Genomic DNA, 12,883 nt, shown 5'->3' with positions numbered 1-12,883 from the left:
TACGAGCGCGGGTCGCAGTCCTGTGCCAGCCTTGCGGCCCTAGGCTGACGCAGATGACGAGCACGACAGAGCACCAGGCGTCCAAGTCGGCACGCCGAGTTGTCGGCGTGGTGCGGATCGGCGTCGGTCTCGCCGTCATCGCGATGCTCGTCTCCACCTACGTCGGCCGCATCGGTGTCGGCGACAGCAACCCGTTCGACTTCTTCGGCTACTTCACGAATCAGACGAGCCTCATCACGAGCGGACTCCTCATCGCGGCGGGAGTGCTCGCCATGCTCGGGCGCGATGCTCCCGCATGGCTCGCGGTTCTCCGTGGTGTCGCTACGAGCTGCATGATCATCGTGGGTGTCATCTACAACACGCTCGTGCCTGGGACCGGTTCTGCGCCTCCGTGGGTGAGCGCCATCCTGCACGTCGTCTTCCCCGCCTACGTGGCCCTCGACTGGCTGCTCGTCGGTGATCGCCCGCGACTGGCCTGGCAGCGGCTGTGGGTCGTGCTGCCCTACCCGCTGCTCTGGATGCTCGTCGTGCTGCTCCGAGGTGCGACTGACGGCTGGGTGCCCTACGGGTTCCTGCTGCCGGAGCACGGGCCCGTTTCTCTGTTCCTGCACGTCGTGGGCCTGCTCGGTGCTCTTCTCGTGGCGGCCACGTTCGTCTGGTGGGCGAGCCGCTTCCGGGGGTATGTGCGCGGCTGAAGGTGGAGGATGCGAGACCGGGTGAGGGAGACCGTGACAGGTGGCCTGTACGTTCGAGGCGCTAGAGCACCGACCCGAGCCACGAGACGGCGGACTGCACGACCTGGGCGAGTCCGAGGGCCAGCAGGAGAGCCTGCTCGACCGTACGCGCAGCGACTTCCGGCACGAAGAGCCAGAGAATGCCGAGTGTCGCAGCGAGTGTCACGAGCGTGACCGCCAGCAGGAATGCGAGCGCGGCGAGCCGCGGATAGCGCAGCGTGGAGGTGACCGGCTTCGCCTGCATCCACCACACGGGCGCTCGCCTCGCGGCGGCTGGCCGCGCCGATCTGCTCGCGCTCGTGCGGGCGCCCCTGGCAGGCGGCGTGCTCGCGCGGCGAGGCGTGCGCGGCCTCGACGTCGCGGACGCTGAGCGCGGCGCGACCCGCTTCCGGCCTGGACCAGCTGTCGTCGGCGCGCGCTTGGCAGAGGCTCTTCCGGCGCGGGAGCGCTTCTTGGGCGACGGGCGAGTCACGGGCGATCCTCCGGGTTGGGAAAACTTTAATCTATCCGGCTGCAGGACCCCGAACGGCTACGTTCCGGTCACGGTGTCCGGGAGCCCCGCAGGGCCGGTTGTTCCCACCGCCGCCGCTGGTCTCTTTGACTGCGTCAACTGACAATAGATCTGGTTGTGCACCATTGAGTTGTGTGCAATGCTTTTGTCATGCCCGTGACCGACGACATGATCTGCTTCTCGCTCTATGCAGCGAGCCGTGCCACGACGCAGGCCTACCGGAAGCTCCTGGAGCCGTTCGGTCTCACGTACCCGCAGTACCTCGTGCTCGTCGTGCTCTGGAACGACGGCGAGCAGTCGGTGAAGACGCTCGGCGAGCTGCTGCAGCTCGACTCCGGAACCCTGTCGCCGCTGCTCAAGCGCATGGCAGAAGCAGACCTGATCTCGCGTCAGCGTCGCCCGGGTGACGAACGGGTCGTCGACGTCAGGCTCACCGACCGAGCCGTCGCGCTCCGCACCGAGCTCTCGCACATCCCATCCCGCATCGCCGCGGGGACCGGTCTCGAGGGCGAGGAATCGGGTGCAGCACTGCTGCGCACCCTCCAGCACCTGACGGAGACCATGCAAGCCACCGCCGCCCAGGCGGACGCACAAGGAAAGAAGGACTAGCTGTGGACGTGCTCTACACCGCGGAAGCTCTCTCGACCGGCCAAGGCCGAGACGGACGCGTCGTCTCGAGCGACGGCACCGTCGACCTCACGATGGCCGTGCCCAAGGAGATGGGCGGGTCGGGCGCCGGCTCGAACCCCGAGCAGCTGTTCGCCGCCGGCTACGCCGCCTGCTTCCACTCCGCGCTGAACGCCGTCGCGCGAGGCAAGAAGCTCGACCTCGGCGACTCCAGCGTCGGCGGACGCGTGCAGATCGGACCGAACGGCCAGGGCGGGTTCCAGCTCGCCGTGCTGCTCGAGGTCGTCATCCCCAACCTGGGACACGACGAGGCCCAGGCGCTCGCGGACGCGGCGCACCAGGTCTGCCCATACTCCAACGCCACTCGCGGCAACATCGACGTCACCATCACGGTCTCGGAGGACTGAACATGCGCACTATCACCCACCCCATCTTCGGCGAGCCGCAGGACGTCCTGACCGTCGAGGAGCAGGAACTCCCCCAGCCCGGCCCCGGCGAGGTGCGCCTGCGCATCCTGCTCTCACCTATCCACAACCATGACCTCTGGACCGTGCGCGGCACCTACGGCTTCAAGCCCGAGCTGCCCGCACGAGCTGGGACCGAAGCTGTCGGGGTCGTGGACGCGATCGGCTCCGACGTCGAGGGGCTGAGTGTCGGCCAGCGGGTAGCGACCGGCGGATCGTTCGGCGCGTGGGCCGAGTACGTGACCACCCCCGCCGCTGGCCTCATCCCCGTCCCGGACAGCGTGCCGGACGAATCGGCCGCGCAGCTCGTCGCGATGCCGTTCAGCGCCATCAGCCTGCTCGAGTCGCTCGGCCTCGAGTCCGGCGACTGGCTTGTGCAGAACGCGGCGAACGGCGCCGTCGGCCGCATGGTCGCCCAGATCGCGGCGGCACGCGGCGTCAACGTGGTCGGCCTCGTGCGTCGGTCCGAGGGTGTTGACGAGCTTCGCGAGCAGGGCATCGAGCGCATCGTCGCGACGAACGTGGACGGCTGGCGGGACGAGGTCGAGGCGATCACCGGTGGTGCGCCCATCAAGGTCGGCATCGAATCCGTGGGTGGCAACTCGGCTGGCGAGGTGCTCTCGCTCCTTGCGGAGAACGGCGAGCTCGTCGTCTTCGGCGCGATGGCGTCACCCACGCTCGAGCTGTCCTCCGGCGACGTCATCTTCAAGCAGGCGACAGTCCGCGGGTTCTGGGGCAGCAAGGTCAGCCAGTCCATCGACGCTGGCCTGAAGCAGCGTCTCTTCGGCGAGCTGCTTCAGCACCTCAGCTCGGGTCAGCTGACGCTTCCCGTGGCCGACGTGTTCCCGTTCGAGCAGATCACCGACGCGGTCGAGGCGAGCCTCACCTCGGGCCGGGTCGGCAAGGTCCTGCTTCGCCCCTAGCGCCGCAGGCATCGGCTTCTCGAACGCCCCGCCCGTCACAGGGCGGGGCGTTCTGCACGGCGCTCCCTGGATCTGCTCAAGCTCGGCGGCCATCCTGAACGCATGTCACATCTCGCAGACCTCCTGGCGCCGAAGCTCCCCGACGGTATGACCATCCCCGAGCCGCTCGAGCGGGCGTGGACGTGGATGGAAGGACAGGGCTGGGGCTTCGAGAACCGGAACGGCTACTTTCTCACCCCATACGCGGGGACCGCGGAGCTCGGCATCGTCTTCTCCCCCACCGAGTCGCTGACCGGCTGGTTCGAGCCGGACGAAGTGGGGCACGACCGCCTCTTCCCGCTCGGGCAGACCGACGGCACCGGAAGCTTCGCCGCGCTCTGGCGCGACCCCTCGGACGCCATCCGTGTGGTGGTGCTCGGGTCGGAGGGCGAGCGCCTTTCCCTCGCTGATGACGCGGTGGACTTCCTGCGACTGCTCGCCATCGGCTATCTCGAGCTGAACGGCTACGTGCTCGCCGAGGAACCGTCTGACGAGGACGAGGAATCGGTGGCGGCACTGGCTCAGTTCAGGGCGTGGGTCGAGACGGAATTCGGCGTCGAGGTGCCCGCCCACTGGGAGGTTCGCGAACCAGACCCGTTCGACGCCTGGGTGGCTGAAGTCAAGAACGAGGAACCTGAGCCTGTCCGCGCCGCCACTCCCTTCGTCGCCCCAGAGGTGAACACCAGCGAGGTGATCGCTGCCTGCCTCGAGCTGTTCGAGGAGCCGCGTATCGAGGGAATCCAGTTCGGGCGACTCCGGAACCTGCCACGCACCACGGCAGCGTGGGGGCATGAGCTTGCCGTCATCGACACCCACGACCCAGGGAGCCCCACTGATGTGGCAGCGCTCGCTCGGGTCATGAGCGATGTGCGAGCCGCCTTCATCGCACAGTGGGGAACCCCTCGGGCTGAGGCGCCAGCGCCAGGCTCGTGGGCAGCCAACAAGCTCGAGGTGACGTGGATCCAGCACGTCGACCTCTGGCCGGTCACCGACGACATCGTCGTGGCCCTCTTCACCAGCGCGGAGGAGGGCACGCAGATCGCCGCCGTCGTGTCTCCCGCAGCCATCGACGAGAAGGAGAGGTTCTAGGTTCATGCCGACCGCCTCCGCCTCGGCGTATCTCGCCTCACCGTCGACCTCGCACGCCTGGGCCTCGGCGACGCCTGGTATCGCTGGTGCGACGCCAAGCGCGACTGGTCGGCCGAGTCGACGCGGCCTTCCGAGGGCGACGACCTCACGACCCCGAGAGGGGGCTACGCCGCGCTGTCGCTCGCGGAGTTCATGGACGCGTTCAGGGATGCCGGGGCCACGGTCGCCAAGGGATCCTGGTTCACGAGCGGGCGAAACCGGTCCTTCACGGTGAAGGTCGGTGCAGGGAATGAGGAGTGCGCCATGGCCGTCCAGCTCGGACGCGGACTGAACTCGATGGAGTGCAGTCTCCGGCTCTTCAGTTCCGGTGAGCCCGTGAACGACGCCGAGCTGCTGCACTCCGTCGCACGGAGCATCCTGCAGCTGAACGGCCGGGCTGACCCCGACCCGCGACTGCCCTACCCGCGGCCCATCATCGGCAGCCGAAGTCAGCTCGACGTTGTGTCGCGCGAGCTCGTCGACATGATGCGCGCGCTGGCAACGGCCCGCGATGATGACCGTGCCGTAGCGTTGGCCCGATGACACCTGAGCAGTCGACCCTCTCTGCCATCTGGCTCAGCATCGCGCTTCTCGCGGCGGGGTACGCGCGGTCTCGCGGCCGCTCCGCCTGGACCTGGTTCTTGCTGACGCTCTTGACCGGCCCGATCGCGGTGTTCCTCCTGGTCGTGTGGCCGGCACGGACACCGAAGAGGGCAGATGACGACGCGTCGGCGGCACAGGGGTGACGCGCGACTCCGCCCCGCCCACGCCCGGCTCTGGCTCCCGTGGTGAGCTGCCCGAGCTCACGTACACCGAGGTCGGAGCCACCGCAGGCCAATTGCCGACTGGCTACCACCACGTGCGCGAATCGCTGGTCATCGGGCACGGGCGCGACACCTTCGAGCGGGCGGCCCACGACCTGCTCGCTGGCCGCGCGCAGAGCAGAGCCGGCGCCTCGGTCGAGCTCTCGGAGGTCCCCCTGCGGGAGGGATCGCGCGTCGTCATGCGACTGCAGATGGGTCCGCTGAAGTTCACGATCCCCTGCCTCGTCGTCTGGGCCGAGCGCACCTCGACCTCCTGCGGCTTCGCCTACGGCACGCTCCCCGGCCACCCCGAGCGAGGTGAGGAGCGCTTCGTGCTGGACCTGGCGGATTCCGGGACTGTGACCTTCAGCATCGTCGCCTTCTCCGCACCCGCGCGCTGGTTCACCATCCTCGGCGGCCCAATAGCTCGAACGGTGCAGACTCGGATGACCCGCCGGTACCTTCGGGCATTGGCCGCAAGCGAGACCTGAAGCTGAGCGCGCCGGATGCCCCGTCGAGGCTAGAGACGCTCCGGGGAGACCGCCCGAGGCTGGCGAGGCTATCGCCTCGGTCAAGGCTGGTGGGAGATCCCGAGACGCTCCCTCACCTCGGGAATGTGCCATTCCGATGTCGCGATCTCCTCGCGAAGTGTCTTCCGAGGTCTTCCTCTGCGGTTGACGAGGACCTCGAGGTCGATCATCGTCGACTCGGTGATCGCGTCGATGACGACGCCGATGCCGGTCAGCGAGGCCATACCTGAGTCGATCATGGTGAGCAGCGGCGGTCCCTGCCGCTTCGAGATCGCGTTCACGAGGGCCCCGCCCGCGATGAGCCGAGCGACAAGCGCCGCCTCGCGGTCTAGGTCGTGCTCGCGGTTCGAGAACAGCAGGTGCAGGGCGTTGAGACCGGACGAGAGAGTGACGGATGCATCCGCGCCGTCGTCGAGCAGCCGCTCAGCGATGCCCAGGCGGGCCATCAGATCTGGATTCAGCATCGCCCTGAGCAGTGGTGTGTCACCGGTCGAGAGGGAGAACGTCGCTTCCCCGGGTGTGTAATCGGCAAGGAAGTCTACGAGCGACTCTTCCTCCGCGCGATGTGCTCGGTTCGGCATGATCCCCTCCAAGGCGGTTGCTGCCCCTGCGGTGTCACTGCGAGCCTAGCGAAAGCGGGATGATCGTCGTCACGGCTCCCGCACACGGTGGATTCCTCCCCGACCAGCCGACCGTCTGGACCCACGGAGTCGGGGCGGCGGTCGGCGAGCCGGGGAGGCTGTGCTGGCTTCGGGAAGACGCATACGCCACCTTCCCCGCCAAGCGAGCGTTAGCTGCGTCGGCGACGCAGCAGCAGGACAAGCCCGCCGAGTGCGGCGATCGCAGCCGCAGTGATCGTCAGGAACGGTACTCCGGCGCTTCCTGTCGTGGCGAGTGATGCACTCGAGTCACCGTCGACGGGAGCCGCTGGCGCGGACGTCGTGGTCTCGACGGGGCTCGGAGCCGTCGATGTTTCAGGCGCAACGGTGGGTTCCGGTTCCTGCGTGGGCTCGGGCGCGACGGTCGGAGTGGTTGACGGGGTTGCCGTGGGCGTGGGCTCCGGGCTTGCGGGTGTCGGAAGCGCGGCGGCCGCCGCCAAGATGAGCTGCTGCGTCTGCTCGACGTTCGTCGCCCGGTTGGCGGCGAGGTTGGCGTAGTCGAGCACTGGGACGTGCAGGTGGCCGCCGGCCACATCCTGACGGTCCAGGCCGACGCGGAGACGGTTCGCGCGGTACATGCTCTCGTTCGAGAGGTAGTCGCCGCCTCCACCACTCACTGCGAAGGATCCCTCGGGCGGCGCCGTTGGGTCGTTCGTGCCGACACACTGCGCCTCGTCATCCCGAGCTTCGCTGAAGGAGTAGCAGAAGGCGTTGTTGAGCTGCACCGGGAACGGGCCCGTCTCTGCGGCAACCATCTCTTCGAACGGCAGCGTCGTCTCGATGAACTGCGCACCGTCGACGGTCTGCGGCCACGCCGCCGCATCCGGTGCCTCTTCGAGAGCGCGCTCGTCGAGGTTGTCGACGCCGCCGCCGCGCCAACTGCTCGCCCAGCGCTCGATGTCGTAGCCGGTGCGACCCTGGCTGATGGTCATCGCCATCTGCGGGGATGCGGCACCCGCGAGGAACTGGGGGCCGTAGGCGTCCTCGACGATTCCGCCGTCGAAGCGCGACCACGTCACGGGCAGCACGACAGCCTGGATCTGCACTGGACCGGAGGCCGTCTCGATGACACGGCCGGAGAGGGAGAGGGCAACGGCACCGGAGGGGTTCGAGCGCTCAAGCAGGGCGGGAAGCTGGAACGGGTCGAATCCGCTGATCATCACCTTGGTGACGCCAGGGTCCTCGTCGAAGCCGAGCTCGAGCAGGCCGCGAGTCGCCTCCTCCAGGTTGTGCAGCAGGTCGGTGAGCTGCTCAGCCGAAACGGCGGAGGAGGCGGCCCAGTCCTTGACCTCGGCGCGCATCGCGAGCCGCGCCCAGTAGAGACCGCGGTCCTCGTAACGGGTGGCTGCTTCGACGTCTTGAGCGTTCTGGACGGCGATGTCCCAGATCTCACGTCCCGTCTCCACGATGAGCGTGTCGGCGTTCTCGGGTGCGGTCCCGGCGAGCGTGGCCGAGAAGTTGTCGAGCGCGGCCTCAAGCCCGGTGGATGCGATCATCTGGGTGGAGAAGGGAACGGTCTCGCCGGGGAGCGTGGCGCTGAGGCGGAGCTCCTCGACGTCGAGCTCGGTGCTCTCGAGGCGGGGGTCGGGTGCCGCCTGCGCCGGCGGGGCGAGCGCGGTGGCGAGGATGGCCCCGGCGCCGAGTGCGGCGAGGAGTCGTCTGGTGACGCGTGTCATGGTCTCTTGTCCTAGGTGTGGGGGCGTCGGACTCATGGTGCTCCGGCGCCGTCGGCAGAGGGGTGGGTACACCGCGGGTCGCGCTCAGGGATCAAGATCGCCGGTGCGAACACCCGGGTATCAATCGACCCTATGTTGTTCAACACGACTCTGGGGATTGTTCACGTTTAAGGCGCGTGAACAATTCCTGAGCGGACGCGGGTCCACGTTTGCGATCCATGAGGGCGCGGAATGCGACGAGCACGGTCTTCCTGTGGCCGGCTGGCGGGGTGGGGTGTGCTCCTTGCTGTGTCCGTGGTTGTGGATGGGCATCGCCGAGCGCCGCCGGTCAACTCGGGTTCGGCAGTTGGACCTGCATAGGGGAGATGTCGACTTCGACATCGCCGAAGATGAATCCGTCAGGACGAGCGAGGCCACCGTCATAGAGCTCGATCGGGAACGTGAAGAGGGAGTAGAGCGACGCTCCGGTCCAGAGCACGATCACGATGGTGAACAGGATCGCTGAACGAGTGAACTGGCGTCGAGCGTCTGCGAGGATCGTTCCCCGGCGGATGAGCACGGTGAGGATGCTCACGAATCCGAGCGCCAACGCAAGGTATGCGAGCGGACTGGGCTGCAGCGTCATCGCGAGACAATTCGGGACCTGGGCCGTGATCTCCCCATTCGCGTCGAGATAGTCTCCAGCCCCGGTCACACCACCCGGACAGTAGCTACGCGAACCGCTGCTCGCGATGGTGTGGAACACGGCAATCGCGAGGATCCAGAGGGTGTACCGGCGTACTTCCACGAGCCACCCGCGCCCGATCACGGCGTCCAATTCGGGAGGCGCTGCCAGCTCTGAGTTGGGGTTTGCGGTCATCTCTACCTCGCTTCGTTCGCCTGTTCTCCGTGCACGGGTGACGCGACCACGCTCCCAATCGATCCTGGACGCCTCCCGGGTACACGTGTGGCCGTATGGAGGGCGATCGCGGTGAACGATCCGCCATCGTGACTATCGGGTTCGGAAGAGACAGCAGGCTTCGCCGGGGTCACATCAGCGGGTCGCGAGGATGCGGAACCCCGCACTCGCACCTCACGCGTCTGAAGGCTGTTCGGCGGGGGTTTCCGTCTGCGGGGGTCGTGGTGAACGGCAGCGCGCCGGTGCGGATAGGCCGTGGATTGCGCGATGCCGGCAAGCACTTCCCTGCCGTCGGCCCGACGCATTCTGACGGTCATCGTGACAACTGCGTGCGTAGGAGACAGCTGGCGTCAACGCCCTGTCATGGTGTGGCGTCCTGGTTCGTCTCCTGGTCGGCGGTCTCGGCAGCGATGGCGCGCCTCATGGTGACGGGGCTTGCGAAACCGCTGCGCAGTGCGACTTCGCTCAAGGGCAGACCAGGCATCTCGCGCTTCAACTCCAGTGCCTTCTGCACGCGGCGGGTACGAAGCATTCGGCCAGGAGTCGCCCCGGAACCGCGCAGTCGGCGTTCGAGGGCCCTGCGAGAGAGACCGGCTTCACGTGCGATTCCGTCGACGGAGAAGCTCGGGTCATGGAACCGGTTCTCGACGATCAGGTGAACGAGAGCGAATGTGTCTGTGTCTTCCTGGTTGGAAAAGTCTCTCGACTCGACGACCAAGGCAGTGGCTGCGGTCCTGAGGAGGGCGCGTAGAGAACTCGATGACTGCGGATTCGATGGTTGTGGTCTCTTCGCGGCAGCTTCCAGAAGGCCGAGAACACTCTGCCGCACGATGCCGCCAGCGGAGTGGTGCCAGCTCAAGCGCGTGGAGTCCACTTCGCTCACGTCGAACGAGAAGAGCGTGACTTCGAATCCCCGATCCGCGTGCATGACGACGCGTTCGGTGCCGGGCGGCACGATCGCCAGGTGCTTCGCCTCAAGCTCAATGCTGCGGTCTCCGGAGGTGATCAGCAGCGATCCACGCTCGAGGAAGACGGCCAACCCACGCCCGTGGGACCAGGAACGCTCACGCTTCCAAATGAAGTCGACAGGCGAGCACCTCCAATGCGCGACAACGTACTGGTCGAAGCGGAGGATGGTCACCTCCGTTGTGACGGATCCGGTCGGAGCGAACAGGTCAACGCCCGCTCTGAGCACCGTGTCGATGGAGGGAGGCAGTGGTCCTTTGTGCCGGAAGGAGTGTGCCTGATAGCCCGGGAACGAGCCCCAACCTCGGTCTTCGTCGTACTTGACGTTCGCGTTCTGCTCCATTGACCCTCCTCGCACAATCGAATCCCGCGCACGGGGACACCTCAACACCTGAGCAGGCTCACGCCCCCGCTTGGCGGGCAATGTTCGCGGCTCCTCAATCGAAGAGTTGCACAGTTATCGGCCGGGCGTGGACCTGGTTCCAAGCGCGCGCGCCGAGTCGTCATCGACAGCGCCTAACGCCCCCGAAGGCTTGCGCTCATCCTCCCTGGTCAGGCGCATCATCGCGTCCAGACCGCTTCTCACTAGCTGGTTCACTCGAGCTGCGCTTCCTTCTCGCCAGTTCTTCTCAAGAGCTCATTCGCTCGTTCCTGGCTCTCTACGATTCAATGCGGACCTGAATCTTTACGTGCAGCGCCCAATGCTGACACGGGCATCACCGCATCACCCCTCCCCCACCCCACGCGAGTGCCCCCCGGCGCGGAGCTCGTTCTCGTCCTCGAAAGGACATCGGATGTCAGACCCCACGCAGGACCCGACACCACGCACCGCTCCGGCCATCGTCGGCAGGCGCACACTCGTCGCGGGAGCCGCCTGGTCAATCCCCGTGATGGCCGTGGCCACCGCCGTGCCGCTCGCAGCTGCCTCAGCCTGCCCGACGGCCGAGTTCGACGCTGCGTTCGTGACGAACTCGGACTCGGGGTCGGTGAAGGTGCTGAACGCGACGAGCCCCGACACAGCTGACACGTACACCGTGCGGATCACGTCAACACTGGCCCCCGGGACGACGACCACGCAAAATGGCCAGTCCTACAACTTCAGTCAGAACGGCTCCGGCTGGAACGGCGACTTCGCGGACGATGGCAGCGGCGACTACACCTACTCTGGGTTCGGTCCGGCCGGCGCGATCGTGCTGAACCAGCGCAAGGAAGGCACCACCGCGCCCATCGGTCCGGGCACCGATAGCCAGACGCTGACCTTCGAGTTCTTCGACGCATCAGGCGCTGCGATCTCTGCCACGAACGTCGCGATCGACATCTTCGACATCACCTCCGTCGAGGTGCCCGCCTGGCGTGCCTCCTACTGGGACGCAGTTGGTTTCAGCGTCACGCCTGCGTCGATCGTTTCGGAGCCGACGCTCGATCAGGGAGCAGGAACCGGTACGCTCGCCGACCCGTTCCGTAGAAGCGGTGGACTCTTCCCCACCAACCCAATGGAGCAGGCGCAGTACCAGGACGAGTTCCGCTTCGACTCGTTCCCAAACGGCAGCACCATGGACTACACGTCGTTCAACGGGAACCAGGGATGGCATTTCATCGCCGTCAGCTCGATCAGGTTCACCGCGCAGATCGCCTGCTAAACCTGGGCTCGAGCACTGAGGACCTCCCCCGGGTATCCCGTGCCGTAATGCAAGAGCCGCCCCGACGCATCGTCGGGGCGGCTCTTGGTACGTGTGGGGCTTCTGGCACGACATCTGAGAACAACTGTCCCCGCATCCTGCCGGGACGGCGAGCAACGGTTAGGACTCGAGGCTGGTGCGCTGCGAAGCGAGCGCTCGCCGCAGGGTGACGGGTGAGGAGAATCCGCTTTGCATCGCGACCTCTCGAGCGGGCAGTCCCGGTTGTTCTTGCAGGAGGGCTTCGGCATTCTGGATGCGGCGTTCACGCAGGATCTTTGCGGCACTGGCGTCGACCGCCTGGAGTCGACGCTCGAGGACTCTCCGGCTGAGGCCAGCTTCGCGGGCGATGCCGTCGACGGAGAAGCCCGGGACCTGGAATCGGTTCTCGACGATGAGCCTGACCAGAGCGAGCGTGTCGGTGTCGCGCAAGTTGCTGACATGCGTGGATTCGACCAGCAATGAGTGAGCGGCAGCGCGCAGCAACGACCGCAGTGAGGTCGCGGCTTGCGGGTCCGGCATCGGCGACGCTGTCGCGGCTGCAGTCAGGAGCGCGAGCACGCTCTCGCGGACCACGCCTCCGTCGGAGTGGTACCACCGGGTCTGGAGCGGTGCGAGCTCGCTGGCTGCGAAGGAAAAGATGACGCCGGCGATCTTCTCGTGGGCGTGGAGGACGACCGGGCCGGCCCCCGGTGGCACGATCGCGATCTGCGACGCCTCCAGTCGAAGCCGTCGCTGGTCAGATCCGACGTCGAGCGAACCTCGCTCCAAGAACAACACCAGTGTCCGCCCCTGAGCTGAAGCGCGCTCGCGCTTCCAGACAAGGTCGATCGGCGAGCTCTCGCCCCTCACGACCAGGTACCGGTCGAAGCGCAGCAACGAGGCCTCGATCGTCGCGGTACGCGTGGGCGCACGCAGGTCCACACCGGCCTTGAGCACCTTGTCGATGCCAGGGGGCAGCGGGCCTCGGATTCTGAACTGCTGCGTCCGGTAGCCAGGGAAGGGGCTCCAGCCGCTGTCTTCCTTGTAATGGGCACGAGCGACGCGCTCCATGGGTCCTCCAAGTCGATTAGAACGATGTGCCTCGGCGGCGGTCGGTGGTGGGACCGTGGGTGGTGACGTGAAGCGTCCGCGGCGACGCGCGCCAACATCAGCTCCCGACCCACACGCGGCTCATCTGCGTCGGAACCGGAGGCCTGTGGCGCGCACAAGAGAGACTCCTGCGGGCGGCAGTGGGGGCCGTCGACCC

The 12,883-nt window shown here is 67.0% G+C and carries 15 protein-coding genes; 9 read left to right on the top strand and 6 right to left on the bottom strand.

What is annotated here, in order from left to right; all coding sequences use genetic code 11:
* The first annotated feature begins 53 nt into the window (after positions 1 to 53).
* Positions 54 to 695 carry a Pr6Pr family membrane protein gene (locus HDC34_RS09100; RefSeq protein ID WP_179556624.1) on the top strand — a complete coding sequence of 214 codons (642 nt, stop codon included), beginning with the start codon at positions 54 to 56 and terminating at the stop codon, positions 693 to 695.
* Between the two features lie 61 nt (positions 696 to 756).
* Here the strand turns inward: HDC34_RS09100 and HDC34_RS09095 are convergent, their stop codons facing one another.
* Positions 757 to 987, bottom strand: a complete 231-nt coding sequence (locus HDC34_RS09095) for a hypothetical protein (protein WP_179556623.1) — start codon at positions 985 to 987, stop codon at positions 757 to 759.
* A gap of 408 nt (positions 988 to 1,395) precedes the next feature.
* Here HDC34_RS09095 and HDC34_RS09090 point away from each other — a divergent pair, with 408 nt between their 5' ends.
* The 7 genes from HDC34_RS09090 to HDC34_RS09060 all read left to right on the top strand — a co-directional run bounded on the left by HDC34_RS09090 (position 1,396) and on the right by HDC34_RS09060 (position 5,720).
* Positions 1,396 to 1,854, top strand: a complete 459-nt coding sequence (locus tag HDC34_RS09090) for a MarR family winged helix-turn-helix transcriptional regulator (RefSeq protein WP_179556622.1) — start codon at positions 1,396 to 1,398, stop codon at positions 1,852 to 1,854.
* 2 nt (positions 1,855 to 1,856) lie between these two features.
* The gene (locus HDC34_RS09085; protein ID WP_179556621.1) at positions 1,857 to 2,279 is read left to right on the top strand and encodes an organic hydroperoxide resistance protein; all 423 of its coding nucleotides are present in this window, start codon (positions 1,857 to 1,859) and stop codon (positions 2,277 to 2,279) included.
* 2 nt (positions 2,280 to 2,281) lie between these two features.
* Entirely contained in the window at positions 2,282 to 3,259 is a 978-nt protein-coding gene (locus HDC34_RS09080) for a zinc-binding dehydrogenase (RefSeq protein WP_179556620.1), read from the top strand.
* 102 nt (positions 3,260 to 3,361) lie between these two features.
* A complete protein-coding gene (locus HDC34_RS09075) occupies positions 3,362 to 4,387 on the top strand; it encodes a hypothetical protein (RefSeq protein ID WP_179556619.1) in 1,026 nt (341 codons plus the stop codon).
* A 303-nt stretch (positions 4,388 to 4,690) separates the two neighbouring features.
* Positions 4,691 to 4,969: a hypothetical protein gene (locus tag HDC34_RS09070; RefSeq protein ID WP_179556618.1), complete on the top strand. Its 279-nt coding sequence runs from the start codon at positions 4,691 to 4,693 to the stop codon at positions 4,967 to 4,969.
* On the top strand, positions 4,966 to 5,172 hold the full coding sequence (locus HDC34_RS09065) for a hypothetical protein (RefSeq protein ID WP_179556617.1): 207 nt from the start codon (positions 4,966 to 4,968) through the stop codon (positions 5,170 to 5,172). The genes HDC34_RS09070 and HDC34_RS09065 overlap by 4 nt, the downstream gene beginning before the upstream one ends.
* Positions 5,169 to 5,720, top strand: coding sequence for a DUF1990 domain-containing protein (locus tag HDC34_RS09060; protein WP_308807295.1), 552 nt, complete (start codon positions 5,169 to 5,171; stop codon positions 5,718 to 5,720). Before HDC34_RS09065 ends, HDC34_RS09060 begins: the two co-directional genes overlap by 4 nt.
* 80 nt (positions 5,721 to 5,800) lie before the next feature.
* Here HDC34_RS09060 and HDC34_RS09055 read toward each other — a convergent pair whose 3' ends face one another.
* The 4 genes from HDC34_RS09055 to HDC34_RS09040 form a co-directional block, all read right to left on the bottom strand.
* Positions 5,801 to 6,340, bottom strand: coding sequence for a hypothetical protein (locus tag HDC34_RS09055; protein ID WP_179556616.1), 540 nt, complete (start codon positions 6,338 to 6,340; stop codon positions 5,801 to 5,803).
* Positions 6,341 to 6,549: 209 nt separating this feature from the next.
* On the bottom strand, positions 6,550 to 8,094 hold the full coding sequence (locus HDC34_RS09050) for an LPXTG cell wall anchor domain-containing protein (protein WP_179556615.1): 1,545 nt from the start codon (positions 8,092 to 8,094) through the stop codon (positions 6,550 to 6,552).
* A gap of 328 nt (positions 8,095 to 8,422) precedes the next feature.
* Complete coding sequence (locus tag HDC34_RS09045; RefSeq protein ID WP_179556614.1) at positions 8,423 to 8,953, bottom strand: hypothetical protein; 531 nt, start codon at positions 8,951 to 8,953, stop codon at positions 8,423 to 8,425.
* Between the two features lie 400 nt (positions 8,954 to 9,353).
* Complete coding sequence (locus HDC34_RS09040; protein ID WP_179556613.1) at positions 9,354 to 10,301, bottom strand: helix-turn-helix domain-containing protein; 948 nt, start codon at positions 10,299 to 10,301, stop codon at positions 9,354 to 9,356.
* A 451-nt stretch (positions 10,302 to 10,752) separates the two neighbouring features.
* Between HDC34_RS09040 and HDC34_RS09035 the strand changes: the two genes are divergently transcribed.
* A complete protein-coding gene (locus tag HDC34_RS09035) occupies positions 10,753 to 11,598 on the top strand; it encodes a hypothetical protein (protein ID WP_179556612.1) in 846 nt (281 codons plus the stop codon).
* A 159-nt stretch (positions 11,599 to 11,757) separates the two neighbouring features.
* On the opposite strand, the gene HDC34_RS09030 is transcribed toward HDC34_RS09035, so the two are convergent.
* Complete coding sequence (locus HDC34_RS09030) at positions 11,758 to 12,687, bottom strand: helix-turn-helix domain-containing protein (RefSeq protein ID WP_179556611.1); 930 nt, start codon at positions 12,685 to 12,687, stop codon at positions 11,758 to 11,760.
* Positions 12,688 to 12,883 lie beyond the last annotated feature (196 nt).

Source organism: Pseudoclavibacter sp. JAI123, assembly GCF_013409665.1.
Taxonomy (GTDB): domain Bacteria; phylum Actinomycetota; class Actinomycetes; order Actinomycetales; family Microbacteriaceae; genus Pseudoclavibacter.
The sequence above is the reverse complement of the archived record's forward strand: the minus strand, read 5'-3'. Positions and strand labels throughout refer to the sequence as shown.

What these genes read in the sequence shown, in the direction of transcription:
- HDC34_RS09040 (WP_179556613.1), bottom strand. Translation starts at nt 10,301, where the DNA reads ATGGAGCAGAACGCGAACGTCAAGTACGACGAAGACCGAGGTTGGGGC.
- HDC34_RS09100 (WP_179556624.1), top strand. Translation starts at nt 54, where the DNA reads ATGACGAGCACGACAGAGCACCAGGCGTCCAAGTCGGCACGCCGAGTT.
- HDC34_RS09045 (WP_179556614.1), bottom strand. Translation starts at nt 8,953, where the DNA reads ATGACCGCAAACCCCAACTCAGAGCTGGCAGCGCCTCCCGAATTGGAC.
- HDC34_RS09070 (WP_179556618.1), top strand. Translation starts at nt 4,691, where the DNA reads ATGGCCGTCCAGCTCGGACGCGGACTGAACTCGATGGAGTGCAGTCTC.
- HDC34_RS09035 (WP_179556612.1), top strand. Translation starts at nt 10,753, where the DNA reads ATGTCAGACCCCACGCAGGACCCGACACCACGCACCGCTCCGGCCATC.
- HDC34_RS09065 (WP_179556617.1), top strand. Translation starts at nt 4,966, where the DNA reads ATGACACCTGAGCAGTCGACCCTCTCTGCCATCTGGCTCAGCATCGCG.
- HDC34_RS09075 (WP_179556619.1), top strand. Translation starts at nt 3,362, where the DNA reads ATGTCACATCTCGCAGACCTCCTGGCGCCGAAGCTCCCCGACGGTATG.
- HDC34_RS09055 (WP_179556616.1), bottom strand. Translation starts at nt 6,340, where the DNA reads ATGCCGAACCGAGCACATCGCGCGGAGGAAGAGTCGCTCGTAGACTTC.
- HDC34_RS09050 (WP_179556615.1), bottom strand. Translation starts at nt 8,094, where the DNA reads ATGACACGCGTCACCAGACGACTCCTCGCCGCACTCGGCGCCGGGGCC.
- HDC34_RS09080 (WP_179556620.1), top strand. Translation starts at nt 2,282, where the DNA reads ATGCGCACTATCACCCACCCCATCTTCGGCGAGCCGCAGGACGTCCTG.
- HDC34_RS09090 (WP_179556622.1), top strand. Translation starts at nt 1,396, where the DNA reads ATGCCCGTGACCGACGACATGATCTGCTTCTCGCTCTATGCAGCGAGC.
- HDC34_RS09030 (WP_179556611.1), bottom strand. Translation starts at nt 12,687, where the DNA reads ATGGAGCGCGTCGCTCGTGCCCATTACAAGGAAGACAGCGGCTGGAGC.